Raw genomic sequence first — 16445 nt, 5'->3', positions numbered from 1 at the left:
TTCTTCTTCCTTTCAGGGAGAGGGCTGGGGCGAGGATAGTGTCGACACCTCTCCCCCCGTCATCGTCTGTTGCACCTGCTGTTTATCCATATTTACCGCGTTCAGTTTCCCGTTAACCGTCGGTTTCAGCGGTGCGTTGGCCTGCACGCTGCCGCTGGCGGTTAGCTGGATATTGCCATCACCGCCAATGGGTAGCGCCGGCCAGCCCCACGCCTGCAGCACGTTGAGCGGCACGCCGCGTCCGTTCAGGCTGATTGTCGTCTGCCGTGGCGGAAGCTGTGATACCGTCGCCGTGGCTTCCAGAATGCCTTTTTCGGTGAAAGCGCTCAGGTCGGTAATGTTTACCGTTGAGGCGTTAGCGTTCAGCGCCAGCGACGGACGACGCACGTCCACGCGGTTAAAGGTCGCCGCCGCGCCGTTCAGCGTTGCGCTGCCACCCCATACGCCCCACTGGCGATCTTTCGCCAGCTGCAGGTTCGCGCCATAGCCATCAAGAGAGGTGATTTGCCACGGGAAGGCCGGGTCGATATCGATAACCAGGTTGCGGCTCAGGCCGAATTTTTTCAGCGTCAGGCTGTTCAGCCATTCCGGTAACGGCTCCATCCACAGCGTTTTCCAGTTCTGCGGCAGGGCGTATTCCAGCCCGGCGATGGCAACATCATCCAGCACCAGCGCGTTACCCTCGCGCAGCCAGTTGCCGGAAGCGCGTACCATGCCGCCCTCCCAGCGGGAGGTAAACTGGCGCAGCGCCACGCCTTGCGGGGAGAACTCCGCATTCATGATCGGGTCGAACAGATGCAGAGAGCCATAAATAAACTCGCTGGCGTTCATGGACAAACGCCCCTCCTGACTTTGCCAGTCGCCTTTGCTGAGTGTCAGGTTGCGCAGGCTTAAATCGAGATCGGTCACCGCCCAGTCCGGCCCCTGCAGGCGTGCGTCAGTCACTTCCAGACGGCCAATCTGCAGCGAGGGAATGGTGGTCAGAGGCGCGAAGAAATCCACCAGTGACTTATCGCTTTGCAGGCGGATCTCATTCAGACGCATGGTGTCGATAATCCAGCTGCCGTCAGCGTTGCGCAGGGCGGACCCGGTGAGCGAACCGCGCGCCATATCGGCACCAATGGTGTTCAGCACCACCTCTTTGCCGTTGAGTTGTCCCTGGATCAGCACGTTGGTGGCCGGCACGCCGTTCAGGGTAAGCGAGCCTGCGCTCACCTGGATCTGTGCGTTTTTACCCAGCACATTGCCTGCTTCTGGCTGCCACGGGCTGACGCCGCCCGTCACTTTCTGTGCGCTGAGATCCCATTCCGTATTGGGGCTGTTAAAGGCCATGTTGTTCAACTGCAAACGGTCCGCCTGGAACGGGAGCGGTGCCGTCTGAGGAGAAAGATTAAGCGTGCCATCGAACAGGGTAATGGTGTCCATGTGCAGCGGATCGGTGACCTGTCGGCTACTCAGACCAATATCGACTTTCCTGGCCACCAGCGTGGCGGGTTTACCGTCGCGGCCAAACGTGACGTTTTCCAGAATGATGTGGGAAGGTGACGAAAAGCGGTGATCCATCAGGTCGAAATTGAGTTCGTAATCGGTATTCACCGTTATCCAGTTGCTGGCCTGAGATGCTCCCCAGCGGGTCTGGAGCAGAATATAGAGCGCCAGCACCACAATGAGCAGGGCTACCAGAAGATAGACGAGTACCTTTCCAATAAATTTCATGGTCTTCCATCCCGCGAAACGCACATAAGGGAGTTATGCACGATTTATGCGCAATGCTCAAGGCGGGAATGGTGTAAAGAGATGTCACGGCAGGCGTTGACAGCCTGCCGTGAGGGCGATCAATTTTTCTCAGGCGGGAAAACGAGGTTCAGAACAATCGCGGTGATACCGCCTGCCGCAATGCCGGAAGAGAGCAGGTTTTTCACCCAGTCCGGGGCAAACTGCAGGATCAGCGGTTGCTGTGAAACACCCAGACCCACGGCCAGCGACAGGGCAATGATCATGATGGCGCGGCGGTTCAGCGGTTCGCGAGAGACGATACGTACACCGGAAGCCGCGATGGTCCCGAACATCACCAGCGTTGCGCCGCCCAGTACCGGTTCAGGTATATGCTGCACAAAACCGCTTACCGCCGGGAACAGGCCGAGGACGATCAGCATCAGCGCCACCACAAAACCGACGTAGCGGCTGGCAACGCCAGTCAGCTGGATCACGCCGTTGTTCTGGCCGAAGCAGGAGTTCGGGAAGGTGTTGAAGACCGCAGAGACAAACGAGTTCAGGCCGTTCGCCAGCACGCCGCCTTTCAGGCGTTTCATATACAGCGGGCCGGAGACCGGCTGCTCGGAGACATCAGACGTGGCGGTGATATCGCCAATCGTCTCCAGCGAGGTGATCATAAAGACCAGCATCAGCGGCAGCAGCAGACCCCAGTCAATGCCCAGGCCGTAGTACAGCGGCGTTGGAATGGTGATCAGCGCACTGTTGGTCTGCGGGGTGTTCTCCGGTAGCATACCCAGCGCCCAGGCCAGCAGATAACCGGCCGCCATGGCGATCACCAGCGATGCCACACGCAGATACGGGTTACGCTGACGGTTAAGCAGAATAATGATTGCCAGTACCACGCCGGCCAGCAGCAGGTTTTTCGGTGCACCAAAAGTGTGGTCGCTCATTGCCGCATAACCGCCACCGATGGAGGTCAGGCCAACCTGAATCAGCGACAGGCCAATGATCATCACCACCACGCCGGATACCAGCGGCGTGATCACGCGACGCGCCAGGTGCAGTACCCGGGAGATCACCATCTCGGTGCAGCTGGCCAGCATCAGCGTGCCAAACAGCGCCGCCATCATGGTCGGAACATCCGCGCCGCCGGTTTTGAGGGCTGTACCGCCCATGATCAGCGGTGCGACGAAGTTAAAACTGGTGCCCTGGATCGACAACAATCCAGACCCCACCGGGCCCCACGCTTTAATTTGAATAATGGACGCTACGCCGGAGGCAAAGAGGGACATACTGATGATGTGCTGTGTATCCTGAGCCGGTAAACCAAGCGCCTGGCAGATCAGCAGCGCCGGGGTGATCACCGCAACGAACATAGCCAGCAGGTGTTGGCAGGCGGCAAAGAGCGTCTGAGGAAGAGGCGGACGGTCTTCAAGGCGGTAAATCAGTTCGCTATTTTGCTTCTGCGCAATCGGTTGCGCATCGGGAGACTCAAGGGTGTTAACGGACATCGGCGGCAATCCCACGGTGGAAAAGCGGGCATTTTATCTGACCACCTGGTAAAAGCAAACGATTGCCAACAAAAAAAGACAAGAAAATCTGCCGCTGTGAGCAGGTTTTCTACAACCCATGGGGAAAAAAAATTACACTTTTTGCGCCGGCGGCTCATGACGAGCGCAAGCCGGCCCAGGATAACGCCGCGTGTGTATGGAACACGCGCATAACAGGAGCCTTTTATGATTCATCTCGATACGTTGTCGACCCTTGTTGCCGCAACGCTGGTCTTACTGCTTGGCCGTAAGCTCGTACACAGCGTTTCCCTTCTGAAGAAATACACCATTCCTGAACCTGTTGCCGGCGGACTGCTGGTGGCGCTGGCCCTGCTGGTGCTGAAGAAAAGCATGGGCTGGGAAATTGATTTTGATATGTCCCTGAAAGATCCGCTGATGCTGGCCTTCTTTGCCACCATTGGCCTGAATGCCAACCTGGCGAGCCTGCGGACGGGTGGCAAAGTGCTCGGCGTATTTCTGATCGTGGTGGTAGGGCTGCTAGTGATGCAAAACGCCATTGGTATCGGGATGGCCACGTTGCTGGGGCTGGATCCGCTGATGGGGCTGCTGGCCGGATCAATCACCCTCTCTGGTGGCCACGGTACCGGGGCGGCGTGGAGCAAGCTGTTTACTGAGCGCTACGGCTTTGAAAACGCCACCGAAGTGGCGATGGCCTGTGCCACCTTCGGTCTGGTGCTGGGCGGCCTGATCGGCGGGCCGGTGGCGCGGTATCTGGTGAAGCACTCTGGTACGCCAGACGGAAGACCGGACGATGAGCTGGTACCCACTGCCTTTGAAAAACCCGACGTCGGACGCACCATCACTTCGCTGGTGTTGATTGAAACTATCGCGATGATTGCCATCTGCCTGACGGTGGGCAAAGTGGTTGCGCAATGGCTGGCAGGTTCAGCGTTCGAGCTCCCGACGTTTGTGTGCGTGCTGTTTGTCGGGGTGTTGCTGAGTAACGGTCTGGCGCTGATGGGCTTCTACCGCGTATTTGAACGTGCCGTATCGGTGCTTGGCAACGTCTGCCTGTCGCTGTTCCTGGCGATGGCCCTGATGAGCCTCAAGCTCTGGGAGCTGGCCTCACTGGCACTGCCGATGGTGGCTATTCTGGCCGTTCAGGCGCTGTTTATGGCGTTCTACGCCATGTTTGTGACCTGGCGCATGATGGGCAAAAACTACGATGCAGCAGTGCTGGCGGCGGGGCATTGTGGGTTTGGTCTGGGGGCAACGCCGACGGCTATCGCCAACATGCAAGCGATCACCGAACGTTTTGGGCCTTCGCATATGGCGTTTCTGGTGGTCCCGATGGTCGGAGCGTTCTTCATTGATATCGTCAACGCGCTGGTGATTAAGCTTTACCTGATGCTGCCGATGTTTGCCTGAGATCAGGCGTTGGAATAGCGTTCAGTTTCCGGCATCCAGCGCTCAATTAACGCTGCCGCCTGTTCGGGGTAGCGCTCATGAATATGGCGTGCGAGGCGCTGAACTTCGGGGATCATGGCCTGATCGCGCAGTAAATCCGCCACTTTGAATTCGGCATTACCCGTCTGACGCGTGCCCAGCAGTTCGCCTGGGCCGCGGATCTCCAGGTCTTTTTGTGCAATCACAAAACCGTCGTTACTGTCGCGCAGCACCTGCAAACGCATCTGTGCGGTTTTCGAGAGCGGTGCTTTGTAGAGCAGCACGCAGTGAGAGGCGACAGCACCGCGGCCAACGCGGCCGCGCAGCTGATGGAGTTGCGCAAGGCCAAGACGTTCCGGGTTTTCGATGATCATCAGGCTGGAATTGGGCACGTCTACGCCGACTTCAATCACCGTTGTGGCAACCAGCAAATGCAGTTCACCCTGTTTGAACGACTGCATCACCGCCTGTTTCTCAGTAGGCTTCATCCGCCCGTGAACCAGACCCACGTTCAGCTCGGGCAGCGCCAGCTTCAGCTCTTCCCACGTCGCTTCCGCGGCCTGCGCTTCAAGCAGTTCAGACTCTTCAATTAACGTGCAGACCCAGTAGGCCTGACGGCCTTCGTGAGTGCAGGCGTTGCGCACGCGGTCGATGATATCGCTCCGGCGTGTGTCCGGAATGGCGACCGTGGTGACCGGTGTACGGCCCGGCGGCAGTTCGTCGATGGTCGATGTATCGAGATCGGCGTAGGCGGTCATTGCCAGGGTGCGCGGGATAGGTGTGGCAGTCATGATCAGCTGATGCGGGTGGAAGCCCTGCTGCAGCCCTTTCTCCCACAGCGCCAGACGCTGGTGTACACCGAAGCGGTGTTGTTCGTCGATAATCACCAGGGCAAGACCATTAAACTGCACCTGCTCCTGGAAAATCGCGTGCGTGCCGACAATCATCTGTACCTGACCGTTGGCAATGGCATCCTGTTGTGCCTGACGCGCTTTACCTTTTTGCTTCCCGGCAAGCCAGCCCACTTCAATCCCAAGCGGGGCAAACCACGCGCGGAAGTTATTAGCGTGCTGTTCAGCCAGCAGTTCGGTGGGGGCCATTAGCGCCACCTGCCTGCCGTGGGCAATTGCGCGCAGGGCAGCCAGGGCTGCAACCAGCGTTTTACCGGAACCCACATCCCCCTGAACCAGGCGCATCATGGGCACATCAAGCGCCATATCGCGTTCAATCTCGGCCGTGACGCGTGCCTGTGCACCGGTGGGTTTAAACGGCAGTGAGGCCAGCAGCTTATCTTTGAGTTCATCTCGCGGGCTTAAGGGCTGGGCATGAAAACGCTGCGCGCCCGCCCGTACCGCCAGCATGCTCAGGTTATGAGCCAGTAATTCCTCAAGGATAAGACGCCGTTGAGCGGGGTGTTTGCCGCTTTCCAGGTCGCTAAGCTGCAGGGTTGGCGGCGGGCGGTGCAGGGTGCGCAGCGCCTCGGGCAGACTCATCATGCCCTGAGCCAGCTCAGGCGGCAGTAGCTCGGTAATGGCGCAGGTATCCAGCAGTTCCAGCGCCTGGTCAGTGAGTTTACGCAGCGTTGCCTGCTTGATGCCTTCGGTCGTCGGATAAACCGGGGTTAGGGTCTCCTGCAGCTCCGGCGTGCTCAGATCTCCCTGAACGCGATACTCCGGGTGGATCATCTCTGCGCCGTATTTCCCGCGTTTGGCTTCACCATAGGCCAGCACCCTGCGACCGGTCGCAAGGCTGTTTTTCATGGCCGCATTGAAGTTGAAAAAGCGCAGGGTGAGAATGCCGGTGCCGTCGCTGATCTGACAGGTCATCATCCGGCGTCCGCCAAAGGTGATATTGCAGTTCAGTACTTCGCCTTCAACGGTGGCGTAAATGGCAGGCAGCAGATCGCCAATCTTATAGAGTTGGGTGCGGTCTTCATAACGCAGGGGGAGATGGAGCAGGAGATCCTGCACGGTGTGCAGGCCAATTTTTGCCAGTTTACTGCTTTGCGCCGCACCTACGCCCGTCAGGCTATTGAGCGGTATGGCATCCAGCAGACGGCCTTTCATCGGTTATCCTGCGTACTGCATGGTGGCCCACCACTCGGCATCGGCTTCAATTTCGCCCTGCGCGTTGACGTGGGGGTAAGGCAGTTTTTTTTGTTTCGCGACGCGAGCCAGCACCGGGTAACCACCTTCGAACAGCAGGCGCTGCTGCTCCTCTTCCGGCAGCATGCTGTTGCTGCGCTTGTACATGCCCGCGTTCTGACGCTGGCGCTGCGCTTCATAGAGAATGAGCGCAGAGGCCACGGAGACATTGAGAGACTGCACCATGCCGATCATGGGGATGATGATATCCTGATCCGCCAGATCCAGCGCTTCCTGGGTGATCCCGGTTTTCTCCTGACCCATCAAAATACAGGTCGGGCGGGTGTAGTCGATCTCACGAAAATCGACGGCTTTTGCGGACAGGTTAGTGGCCAGGACCTGCATACCGCGACCTTTCAGGTGCGATACGGCTTCGCCAATAGTCTGGTGGGTTTTGACGGACACCCAGCTGTTGCTGCCTGCGGCAGTTGAAGCCATGGTTCGCATGCGGGCACCCGGCCAGACGGCGTGCACTTCATGCACGCCTACGGCGTCTGCGGTACGGACAATTGCAGAGACGTTATGAGGTTTGTGGACCTGCTCCATGCAGACCGTCAGGTCAGGCTGACGCCTGGCGAGCATTTCGCAGATACGCTCGTAACGTTTTGAATTCATAAGTCTAGTTTCGGTTACGGGTGACTTTAATCACGTCCGGCATCACGCGGATCTTGCGCATAATGTTCGCCAGATGCACGCGGTCACGGGCGGTCAGACGAATAAAGGCGCTGTAGACGCGGCCATCTTTCTCTTCCGTGTTCAGGCTCTGAATGTTGGAAGAGGCCGTATTGATTGCTGCCGTCAGGTTCGCCAGGGCACCCTGGTGGTTGAACATATCCACCTTAATTTCGGTGATAAATTCCTGTGCCGTCTCTTTATCCCACTCGACTGCCATGAACTTCTCCGCCTCTTTTTGATAGCCGCGGATGTTACGACAGGATTCGTGGTGGATAACCAGACCTTTACCCGGACTGACGTGCGCAATAATCGGGTCACCCGGGATAGGACGGCAACATTTCGCGAAGGTGATAAGTACGCCGTCCGCGCCTTTGATCGGCAGATGACCGTGGCTTTGCGTCGTCGTCGGGATCGCCGTGGTATCACCCTGCTGCAGGTTCTTCGCCACGACCACGCTCATGGCGTTGCCGAGGCCGATTTCTGCCAGCAGGTCATCAAGCGAGGCGAGCTTCATGCGCTCCAGCTCACGCTGAATGTTCTCTTTCGGGATTTCAGCCAGCTTACGGCTACCACCCAACGCATGGTTGAGCAGACGACGCCCCAGGCTGACGGAATCATCGCGCTTGAGGTTTTTCAGCAACTGGCGGATTTTGGCACGTGCTTTGGAACTCACGACAAAGTTCAGCCAGGCCGCGTTCGGACGTGCGCCCGGTGCGGTAATAATTTCCACCGTCTGGCCGCTGGAAAGCGGCTGAGAGAGCGGATAAGGCTGCCTGTCGACACGCGCGCCCACGCAGGCGTGGCCGATATCGGTATGCACGGCATAAGCAAAGTCGACCGGCGTAGCGCCTGCAGGCAGTTCGACAATGCGGCCTTCTGGGGTGAAAACGTAAATCTCATCCGGGAAGAGATCGGATTTAACGCTCTCGATAAATTCAAACGAGCTACCCGCACTCTGCTGCAGTTCCAGCAGGCTTTGCATCCAGCGCTGGGCGCGGATTTGTGCGGTTGTACTGCTTTCGCCACCGTGCTCTTTATAAGCCCAGTGTGCAGCCACACCCATCTCCGCCATCTGGTCCATGTCTTCGGTGCGGATCTGCACTTCAACAGGCACGCCGTGCGGACCGATCATCGAGGTGTGCAAAGATTGATAGCCGTTCGCTTTTGGAATGGCGATGTAATCTTTCATGCGCCCTGGACGCGGTTTGTACAGGCTGTGCATCTGGCCCAGCACGCGGTAGCAGGTATCAGAGTCGTGGACGATCACGCGGAACGCGTAGATGTCCATGATCGAATGAAAACGCTGCTCTTTGAGCACCATTTTGCAGTAGATGGAGTACAGATGTTTTTCGCGACCGCTGACGCGGCACGGAATTCCCGCTTCCTGTAAACGTCCTTCAATTTCAGAGAGGATCTTTTGAATCATCTCTTTACGGTTGCCGCGTGCGGCTTTCACCACCTCTTTAATCACGCGATAGCGGTTCGGGTATAACGCTTCAAAACCCAGCTCTTCCAGCTCGGTTTTAATGTGGTGGATACCTAAACGGTGCGCCAGCGGACTGTAAATTTCGAGGGTTTCACGGGCAATGCGGCGACGTTTGTCCGGGCGAAGTGAGCCCAGCGTGCGCATATTGTGGGTACGGTCAGCAAGTTTGATAAGAATGACGCGGATATCCTGCACCATCGCCATAATCATCTTGCGAAAGTTTTCGGCTTGCGCCTCTTTCTTGTCGCGGAATTTCAGCTTATCAAGCTTAGAGACCCCTTCCACCAGCTCGGCAACGCTTTTGCCAAACAGCTGTTCCATATCCTGGTAGGTGGCAGGGGTATCTTCGATCACATCATGCAGCAGGGCGGCCATCAGCGTTTCGTAGTCGAGTTTCATCTCGGCCAGAATACAGGCCACCGCTACCGGGTGCGTGATATAGGGTTCACCGCTTGAACGTGCCTGGCCCTCGTGAGCGTCACGTGCAACGAGATACGCCTGCTGAAGACGCTTAATCTGGTCTTCAGGCAGGTAAGTTTGAATCAGTTGATTCAGGCTTTCAAACAGATACAAGGGCGACCCGCAGGTTTAATTAACGACGACCTTCAGCAATGGCGGTTACGGCCTGCAGTTCTGCGGCTTCCTGCTCTTGCTGCTCCTGGCGCTCACGTACGTCGAGGATCTGATTGTTGATCAGACCTTCTTCGATTTCGCGAAGTGCAATAACGGTAGTTTTATCGTTTTCTTCCGGTACCAGCGGATCTTTACCGCCTACCTGCATCTGACGAGCGCGACGCGCGGCGACCAGCACCAGGTCAAAACGGTTACCAATTTTCTCTACAGCGTCCTGAACAGTTACGCGTGCCATACTTAAAATGCTCCACAGGTGAAGAAATGACTGGGCATGATACTGAAAGTGGGTTCAGTCTGCCAACAGTTTGGTGATTAATGCGTCATGTCGCTGCTTCTGGCGGCTCATACGCAAGCGTTCTGCGCGAAGAATGGTTTTGAGATCGCTCAGCGCGGCATCAAAATCATCATTCACAATAAGGTAATCATATTCCGCGTAATGGCTCATTTCTGCAACTGCCTGCTCCATACGCCGGGCGATCACTTCCTCGCTGTCCTGACCGCGGCCACGCAGTCGGCGATCCAGCTCATCTTTCGATGGCGGTAAAATAAAGATACTGCGTGAATCAGGCATTTTCTTGCGAATCTGCTGTGCGCCCTGCCAGTCGATATCCAGGAACACATTTACGCCCGTGGCCAGAACCTGCTCAATGGTTTCACGCGAAGTGCCGTAGTAGTTACCGAAAACTTCTGCGTGTTCAAGAAACGCGTCTCTGCCAATCATCGCTCTGAATTCATCGTGATCAACAAAGAAATAGTGTTCACCGTGCACTTCACCCGGACGCGGTTTACGCGTGGTGTGAGAAACAGAAACCTGTGTGTCGTACAACGGTTGGGTTTTTAACAGTGCCTGAATAAGGCTGGATTTACCCGCGCCACTAGGGGCAGAAACAATATAAAGCGTGCCTTGAGCCATGAGAGTCTTTTGTATGTGTTAACGAAGAAGTCCTACATACGGGCTTATTATACACGTCGCCGCTGTGTGACGTAGCCTTTGTCACACTTTTTCCCCTGCATTATTGAATTTTGCGCGCCGTTTTCAGGTTTTACAGCTGTTTTGCAGCAATAAAAATAAACGTCTGACAACGCCTCGCAGAGTGAAAGATGGCCATTAGCACGGTTTTCCGCGTCGGGTTATACCTCCACCATTGCAAAGGAGGGGTGACAATGTGGCGATGGATGAGCGGATTAATGCTGTTGTGGTGCGGCTACGGTGCAGCGGTATGTCCCGTGTGGTCTCAGGCAAAAGCAGAGAAAGAGATTGCGACATTGAGTGCGCAAGTCAAACGCTGGGATGATGCCTACTGGAAGCAGGGCGTGAGCGAGGTGAATGACGACGTCTATGACCAGCTCAATGGCCGCTTAAAGCAGTGGCAGCGCTGCTTCGGCGATATACCTTCTGAGGAGGCCTTACCGGTTCTTACGGGGAGCGTAAGACATCCTGTTGCCCATACGGGAGTGCATAAAGCGGCCAGTAAAGAAGAGCTACGCCAGTGGATGCGTGGTCGTGACACTCTCTGGATGCAGCCAAAAGTCGACGGGGTGGCAGTGACGCTGGTGTATCGCGACGGAAAGTTAACCCAGGCTATCAGTCGTGGTGATGGGCTTAAAGGTGAAGACTGGACTGCACAAGTGTATTTAATTCCCGCAGTGCCCAAAAAAGTGACCGGAGCGCTGGCCAACAGCGTCTTACAGGGAGAGCTTTTTTGGTTACGCGACAACCATCTTCAGCGACAGATGGGGGGAATGAACGCACGGGCAAAAGTGGCGGGCGCGATGATGCGGCAAAAGGACAGTCCACTTCTGAGCCAGACAGGGATATTTATCTGGGCCTGGCCGGATGGGCCGAAAGTGATGTCGAATGCGCTGTCTGAGTTATCTAAAGCCGGCTTTTCCCTGACGGCGCGTTATACCCTGCCTGTACAGACTGTTGATGCTGTCGAGAAACAGCGCTCGACGTGGCACAACACGGCATTACCCTTTGCCACGGACGGCATTGTGGTGCGGTCCGCGGATGCTCCTCCCGGCGAAAACTGGTTGCCCGGAGAAGGCAGCTGGGTCGTCGCATGGAAATACCCCCCGGTCGCACAGATTGCCGAAGTAAGAGATATTCATTTTGCCGTGGGGCGCACGGGAAAAATCTCGGTCGTGGCGGCGCTGGTCCCTGTCCTGCTGGATGATAAGCAGGTACAACGGGTCAGTCTTGGGTCCGTTGAGCGCTGGCAAAGGCTGGATATTGCGACGGGTGATCAGATACAGGTCAGTCTGGCCGGGCAGGGTATCCCGCGGTTCGATAAGGTGGTCTGGCGGGGGGAAGAGAGACAAAAGCCCACACCTCCGGCCTCGCATTATCATGCGCAGAGCTGTTTTTACGCCTCGCCGGTGTGTATGGAGCAGTTCTTTGCCCGCCTGACGTGGCTTGGTTCAAAGCACGTGCTGGATATTGAAGGAGTCGGTGAGTCAGGCTGGCGGGCGCTGTATCAGGCGCATCATTTTGAACATATCTTCTCATGGCTGACATTAACGCAGGCGCAGCTGGAGTCTACCCCGGGGTTTTCCGCAGCACGCGGGCTGGCGCTCTGGCATCGCTTTAATCTGGTACGTGAGCGACCCTTTATTCGTTGGATCATGGCATTGGGTGTTCCGCTGACGCAGGCCTCGCTAAACGCTATGGGAGACCTGACGTGGCAGAAAATGCGTGAGCGTAACGCAGCAGACTGGCAGGCACTTCCCGGCACAGGAAAGGAGAAAGCCCGGCAGCTCGTTGCGTTTATTCATGATCCTGGCATTGCCGGCCTGGTTGCCTGGCTCGGCAAGCAGGGAGTGCAAGGATTCTGACATGAGCTTGCTGTCGCTTATCGCGAATAAACGCCGCTATCTTATCGGGGAGAATAGATAGCGGCCAGTCAGTGGGTGTCCTGAGTGTAATGAAACACGGGCAGTCCCAGTTTCAAGCGCAGCGCAAGCAAGCGAGCCGTGAAGCCAAATAACAAGGTGGCGATGACCACGACGTCATGGCTGGAAACATAATGCTGTAAAGCGATATACAGAACGGCTGATGCAAAGGATATCCCGGCGTAGAGCTCTTTTTGAAAGACCAGAGGAATGCGTTTGCAGAACATATCGCGCAGTACGCCGCCAAATACGCCCGTCACGACTGCGGCAATAGTGGCAATCACCGGGCTTTCGCCCATATCCAGCGCAATTTGTGCCCCGATGATGGAGAACACGACCAGGCCCAGAGCATCAAGCACTAAAAACAGACGTCGAAGATGGGGCATTACAGGAGCAAGGATAGTGGTCAGCACTGCGGCGACAGCCACAATGATGATGTACTCGGGGTGCTTAACCCAGCCGAGAGGGTAATGCCCCAGCAGGATATCGCGTACCGATCCGCCTCCCAGCGCGGTGGCGGTAGCAATAATGATGACCCCAAACGTATCCATACGACGGCGTCCGGCAGCGAGTGCACCGGTCATGGCTTCGGCAGTGATCCCGACGAGATAAAGGATATGTAGCAGCATGTGTTCCCCCGATAGTGAGGGCAACAGGGTAGCGTTTTGTGCGGTCTGCCACGATTTAGTTTTTCTTGTGTGAGGACATTATCCTTAATTTTGATAATGACTGAACGTTGTTTGGCTGGGTTTGATGGCGATAAACGGTAATTTTCACATTACAATTATTCATGTTATAGGCGTTTGCCGCCGATAGCCTGTTCCGATAAAAAAATGGCCCCTGAACGGGGCCATGATGAGAAAGCGGCTTGAATAAAGCGTTACTCGATATTCTGGATCTGCTCGCGCATCTGCTCAATCAGCACTTTCAGTTCAATGGCGGAGTTGGTCACTTCAGCATTGATCGACTTAGAGGCCAGGGTGTTCGACTCGCGGTTGAACTCCTGCATCATAAAGTCGAGACGACGCCCTACGGCTTCTTTCTTCTTCAGGATGTTGTAAGTCTCTTTAACGTGCGCTTCCAGACGATCCAGCTCTTCGGCGACGTCAATGCGCTGTGCCATCAGCACCAGCTCTTGTTCCAGACGGGTATTTTCCAGCTGAACTTCCGCTTCTTCCAGTTTGGCCACCAGGCGCTCACGCTGCCATTGCAGGACCGCAGGCATATGGGTACGGACTTTAGCCACTTCGGTGGTCACGCCTTCCAGACGCTGCTCAATCATCGCTTTGAGGGCCTGGCCTTCAGTTTCGCGGGCAATGATAAAGTCATCCAGCGTGCTGTCGAGGGCACTGAGAATTTCAGCGGCAATCGTGTCCAGATCCTGCTCACCGGCGGCCATGACGCCAGGCCAGCGCAGAATATCGACCGGGTTGATTTCCCCTTCATCGCTTTGCATCTTGACCCAGTTCGCTGCAGTGACGAGCTGTTTCGCCAGTTTTTCGTTGAGGATCAGCTCACCCTGGGCGCTGGCATCAGGCTCAAAACGCAGGTTACATTCCACTTTACCGCGCGTCAGACGAGCACGGATACGCTCGCGCACAACAGGTTCAAGGCTGCGGAACTGCTCCGGCATACGGAAATACGTTTCCAGGTAGCGCTGGTTTACCGAGCGCATTTCCCATGTGGCGCTACCCCAGCTACCCTTGATTTCACGCCGGGCGTAGGCGGTCATACTGCGGATCATAGACATTCCCGTTTTTAAAGGAGAGATGGGGGGATTATAGCTTTCGGGGGCTTCTCAGGATAGGAATAAGCGTCCTTTATCCGTATAATGCGCAGCCACATTCGTTTCAAGCCGGAGATTTCATCATGCGTCCAGCAGGTCGTAGCGCCAATCAGGTGCGTCCCGTCACCCTGACCCGTAACTATACAAAACACGCAGAAGGCTCCGTACTGGTTGAGTTTGGTGACACCAAAGTGCTGTGCACCGCGTCCATCGAAGAGGGCGTTCCACGCTTCCTGAAAGGTCAGGGCCAGGGCTGGATCACTGCGGAATATGGCATGTTGCCGCGTGCAACCCATACCCGTAACGCCCGCGAAGCGGCAAAAGGCAAGCAGGGCGGCCGTACCATGGAAATCCAGCGTCTGATCGCACGTGCGCTGCGCGCCGCCGTTGATCTGAAAACACTGGGTGAATTTACCATTACTCTGGACTGCGACGTCATTCAGGCAGACGGTGGTACGCGTACGGCGTCGATTACCGGTGCATGTGTGGCGCTGGCTGATGCCCTGAATAAGCTGGTTGCAGCCGGTAAGCTGAAAACGAATCCGATGAAAGGGATGGTCGCGGCTGTTTCCGTGGGTATCGTTAACGGTGAAGCGCTTTGCGATCTGGAATACGTCGAAGATTCCGCTGCCGAGACTGACATGAACGTGGTGATGACTGAAGACGGTCGCATCATTGAGGTGCAGGGCACGGCAGAAGGTGAGCCGTTCACCCATGAAGAGCTTCTTACCTTGCTGGCGTTGGCCCGAGGGGGAATTGAATCTATCGTAACGACGCAGAAGGCGGCGTTAGAAAATTGATTTTAAAGGCGACTGATGAGTCGCCTTTTTTTTGTTCGTACAAAAGCAAAAGTCGGAGGAGTAAGCCCATGAAATCCTGGCAGCGTGAGTTTATTGAGTTTGCGCTTAACAAGCAGGTCCTGAAATTTGGCGAGTTTACGCTGAAATCCGGGCGTAAGAGCCCCTATTTCTTCAACGCCGGACTGTTTAATACCGGGCGCGATCTGGCATTGTTAGGCCGTTTCTATGCCGAAGCGCTGGTGGACTCCGGCATTGATTTTGACCTGCTGTTTGGCCCGGCCTATAAAGGCATTCCGATTGCCACTACCACCGCGGTTGCGCTGGCGGAACACCACGACCGCGACGTACCGTACTGCTTTAACCGTAAAGAGGCTAAAACCCACGGTGAAGGCGGTAATCTGGTAGGCAGCGCGCTGCAGGGTCGCGTTATGCTGGTGGACGATGTGATCACCGCCGGTACCGCTATTCGCGAATCGATGGAGATTATTCAGGCCAACGGCGCTACGCTTGCTGGCGTGCTGATCTCTTTGGATCGTCAGGAACGCGGGCGTGGCGAAATCTCTGCGATTCAGGAAGTTGAGCGCGATTATTGCTGTAAAGTGACGTCGATCATCACCCTGAAAGACCTGATTGCGTATCTGGAAGAGAAGCCTGAGATGGCGGATCATCTGGCTGCGGTACGTGGGTATCGCGAAGCTTTCGGCGTGTAATATCAAGCCCGGTGGCGTTCTGCTTACCGGGCCTGAAGATTATTGCAGCTGTGCCGCCACTAACGGCCAACGGGCGTCAAAATCGTCCGTTGGACGGTATTTAAACTCGCTGCGAACAAAGCGGGAGAGCATGCCTTCGCAAAACGACAGGATCTGACTTGCCAGCAGCGTTTCATCGGTGCTGTAACCTTCACCCTCACGCATTTTTTTCTCGCGCAGTACCTGGCGCAGTTGTGCTTCAATACGCTCGAAGAGCTGGTTAATACGGCCCTGCAATCGGTCCTGCTCGAACATCAGCGCGTGGCCAGTCAGGATACGGGTTAAGCCCGGATTGCGTTCACCAAAGCCCAGAATGAGCTGCACAATCAGACGCAAGCGCGCAGTCGTGTCTTTTTCGTCTTTCAGAATCAGGTTGATGCGAGTGATCAGACTGTCTTCGATAAATTCGATCAGACTGTCAAACATCCGGGTTTTGCTCGGAAAATGACGATACAACGCCGCTTCAGACACGCCCACGGAGGCGGCCAGTTTTGCGGTGGTGATGCGTTGACTACCATCGCTGGATTCAAGCATCAGCGCCAGAGATTGAAGTATTTCTTCGCGACGGTTCCTTTTCGCGGTTTGTTTTTCTGCCATGTTACAAAAT

14 protein-coding genes are annotated in these 16445 nt (G+C 56.0%); 4 read left to right on the top strand and 10 right to left on the bottom strand.

The window, feature by feature from the left end:
* Positions 1-12: 12 nt before the first annotated feature.
* Positions 13-1716: an AsmA family protein gene (locus F8561_RS05075; protein WP_151887211.1), complete on the bottom strand. Its 1704-nt coding sequence runs from the start codon at positions 1714-1716 to the stop codon at positions 13-15.
* A gap of 119 nt (positions 1717-1835) precedes the next feature.
* Positions 1836-3227: a xanthine/proton symporter XanP gene (gene xanP, locus F8561_RS05070; RefSeq protein WP_032679316.1), complete on the bottom strand. Its 1392-nt coding sequence runs from the start codon at positions 3225-3227 to the stop codon at positions 1836-1838.
* Positions 3228-3452: 225 nt separating this feature from the next.
* Between xanP and gltS the strand changes: the two genes are divergently transcribed.
* Positions 3453-4655, top strand: a complete 1203-nt coding sequence (gene gltS / locus F8561_RS05065) for a sodium/glutamate symporter (protein ID WP_014168040.1) — start codon at positions 3453-3455, stop codon at positions 4653-4655.
* 2 nt (positions 4656-4657) lie between these two features.
* Here gltS and recG read toward each other — a convergent pair whose 3' ends face one another.
* The 5 genes from recG to gmk are packed head-to-tail and all read right to left on the bottom strand — an operon-like array spanning position 4658 to position 10524.
* Positions 4658-6739, bottom strand: coding sequence for an ATP-dependent DNA helicase RecG (gene recG / locus F8561_RS05060; protein ID WP_151887210.1), 2082 nt, complete (start codon positions 6737-6739; stop codon positions 4658-4660).
* 3 nt (positions 6740-6742) lie between these two features.
* Complete coding sequence (gene trmH / locus F8561_RS05055) at positions 6743-7432, bottom strand: tRNA (guanosine(18)-2'-O)-methyltransferase TrmH (RefSeq protein ID WP_014168042.1); 690 nt, start codon at positions 7430-7432, stop codon at positions 6743-6745.
* 4 nt (positions 7433-7436) lie between these two features.
* Positions 7437-9551 carry a bifunctional GTP diphosphokinase/guanosine-3',5'-bis pyrophosphate 3'-pyrophosphohydrolase gene (gene spoT / locus F8561_RS05050; RefSeq protein WP_014168043.1) on the bottom strand — a complete coding sequence of 705 codons (2115 nt, stop codon included), beginning with the start codon at positions 9549-9551 and terminating at the stop codon, positions 7437-7439.
* A 19-nt stretch (positions 9552-9570) separates the two neighbouring features.
* Positions 9571-9846: a DNA-directed RNA polymerase subunit omega gene (gene rpoZ, locus F8561_RS05045; protein WP_000135058.1), complete on the bottom strand. Its 276-nt coding sequence runs from the start codon at positions 9844-9846 to the stop codon at positions 9571-9573.
* Between the two features lie 54 nt (positions 9847-9900).
* Positions 9901-10524 (bottom strand): guanylate kinase, encoded by a 624-nt coding sequence (gene gmk, locus F8561_RS05040; RefSeq protein ID WP_014168044.1) that lies wholly within the window; start codon positions 10522-10524, stop codon positions 9901-9903.
* A 251-nt stretch (positions 10525-10775) separates the two neighbouring features.
* Here gmk and ligB point away from each other — a divergent pair, with 251 nt between their 5' ends.
* Entirely contained in the window at positions 10776-12446 is a 1671-nt protein-coding gene (gene ligB, locus F8561_RS05035) for an NAD-dependent DNA ligase LigB (RefSeq protein WP_151887209.1), read from the top strand.
* Between the two features lie 68 nt (positions 12447-12514).
* Here the strand turns inward: ligB and F8561_RS05030 are convergent, their stop codons facing one another.
* On the bottom strand, positions 12515-13132 hold the full coding sequence (locus tag F8561_RS05030) for a trimeric intracellular cation channel family protein (RefSeq protein ID WP_020882694.1): 618 nt from the start codon (positions 13130-13132) through the stop codon (positions 12515-12517).
* A 251-nt stretch (positions 13133-13383) separates the two neighbouring features.
* Positions 13384-14247, bottom strand: coding sequence for a YicC/YloC family endoribonuclease (locus tag F8561_RS05025; protein ID WP_020882693.1), 864 nt, complete (start codon positions 14245-14247; stop codon positions 13384-13386).
* Between the two features lie 125 nt (positions 14248-14372).
* On the opposite strand from F8561_RS05025, the gene rph reads away from it, so the two are divergent.
* Both rph and pyrE read left to right on the top strand, forming a co-directional pair.
* A complete protein-coding gene (gene rph / locus F8561_RS05020) occupies positions 14373-15089 on the top strand; it encodes a ribonuclease PH (protein ID WP_013094888.1) in 717 nt (238 codons plus the stop codon).
* 68 nt (positions 15090-15157) lie between these two features.
* Positions 15158-15799 carry an orotate phosphoribosyltransferase gene (pyrE, locus tag F8561_RS05015; RefSeq protein WP_151887208.1) on the top strand — a complete coding sequence of 214 codons (642 nt, stop codon included), beginning with the start codon at positions 15158-15160 and terminating at the stop codon, positions 15797-15799.
* A 39-nt stretch (positions 15800-15838) separates the two neighbouring features.
* Here pyrE and slmA read toward each other — a convergent pair whose 3' ends face one another.
* Complete coding sequence (gene slmA / locus F8561_RS05010) at positions 15839-16435, bottom strand: nucleoid occlusion factor SlmA (protein ID WP_020882692.1); 597 nt, start codon at positions 16433-16435, stop codon at positions 15839-15841.
* Positions 16436-16445 lie beyond the last annotated feature (10 nt).

Source organism: Enterobacter sp. 198 (assembly GCF_009025585.1).
Lineage (GTDB): Bacteria > Pseudomonadota > Gammaproteobacteria > Enterobacterales > Enterobacteriaceae > Enterobacter > Enterobacter ludwigii.
Note: the sequence above shows the minus strand (reverse complement) of the source record. Positions and strands in the feature narration are given on the sequence as shown.

Bases quoted from the DNA above. Each gene is read 5' to 3' on its own strand.
- rph (WP_013094888.1), top strand. From the start codon at position 14,373: ATGCGTCCAGCAGGTCGTAGCGCCAATCAGGTGCGTCCCGTCACCCTG.
- gltS (WP_014168040.1), top strand. From the start codon at position 3,453: ATGATTCATCTCGATACGTTGTCGACCCTTGTTGCCGCAACGCTGGTC.
- rpoZ (WP_000135058.1), bottom strand. From the start codon at position 9,846: ATGGCACGCGTAACTGTTCAGGACGCTGTAGAGAAAATTGGTAACCGT.
- trmH (WP_014168042.1), bottom strand. From the start codon at position 7,432: ATGAATTCAAAACGTTACGAGCGTATCTGCGAAATGCTCGCCAGGCGT.
- F8561_RS05075 (WP_151887211.1), bottom strand. From the start codon at position 1,716: ATGAAATTTATTGGAAAGGTACTCGTCTATCTTCTGGTAGCCCTGCTC.
- F8561_RS05030 (WP_020882694.1), bottom strand. From the start codon at position 13,132: ATGCTGCTACATATCCTTTATCTCGTCGGGATCACTGCCGAAGCCATG.
- F8561_RS05025 (WP_020882693.1), bottom strand. From the start codon at position 14,247: ATGATCCGCAGTATGACCGCCTACGCCCGGCGTGAAATCAAGGGTAGC.
- recG (WP_151887210.1), bottom strand. From the start codon at position 6,739: ATGAAAGGCCGTCTGCTGGATGCCATACCGCTCAATAGCCTGACGGGC.
- gmk (WP_014168044.1), bottom strand. From the start codon at position 10,524: ATGGCTCAAGGCACGCTTTATATTGTTTCTGCCCCTAGTGGCGCGGGT.
- pyrE (WP_151887208.1), top strand. From the start codon at position 15,158: ATGAAATCCTGGCAGCGTGAGTTTATTGAGTTTGCGCTTAACAAGCAG.
- ligB (WP_151887209.1), top strand. From the start codon at position 10,776: ATGTGGCGATGGATGAGCGGATTAATGCTGTTGTGGTGCGGCTACGGT.
- slmA (WP_020882692.1), bottom strand. From the start codon at position 16,435: ATGGCAGAAAAACAAACCGCGAAAAGGAACCGTCGCGAAGAAATACTT.
- xanP (WP_032679316.1), bottom strand. From the start codon at position 3,227: ATGTCCGTTAACACCCTTGAGTCTCCCGATGCGCAACCGATTGCGCAG.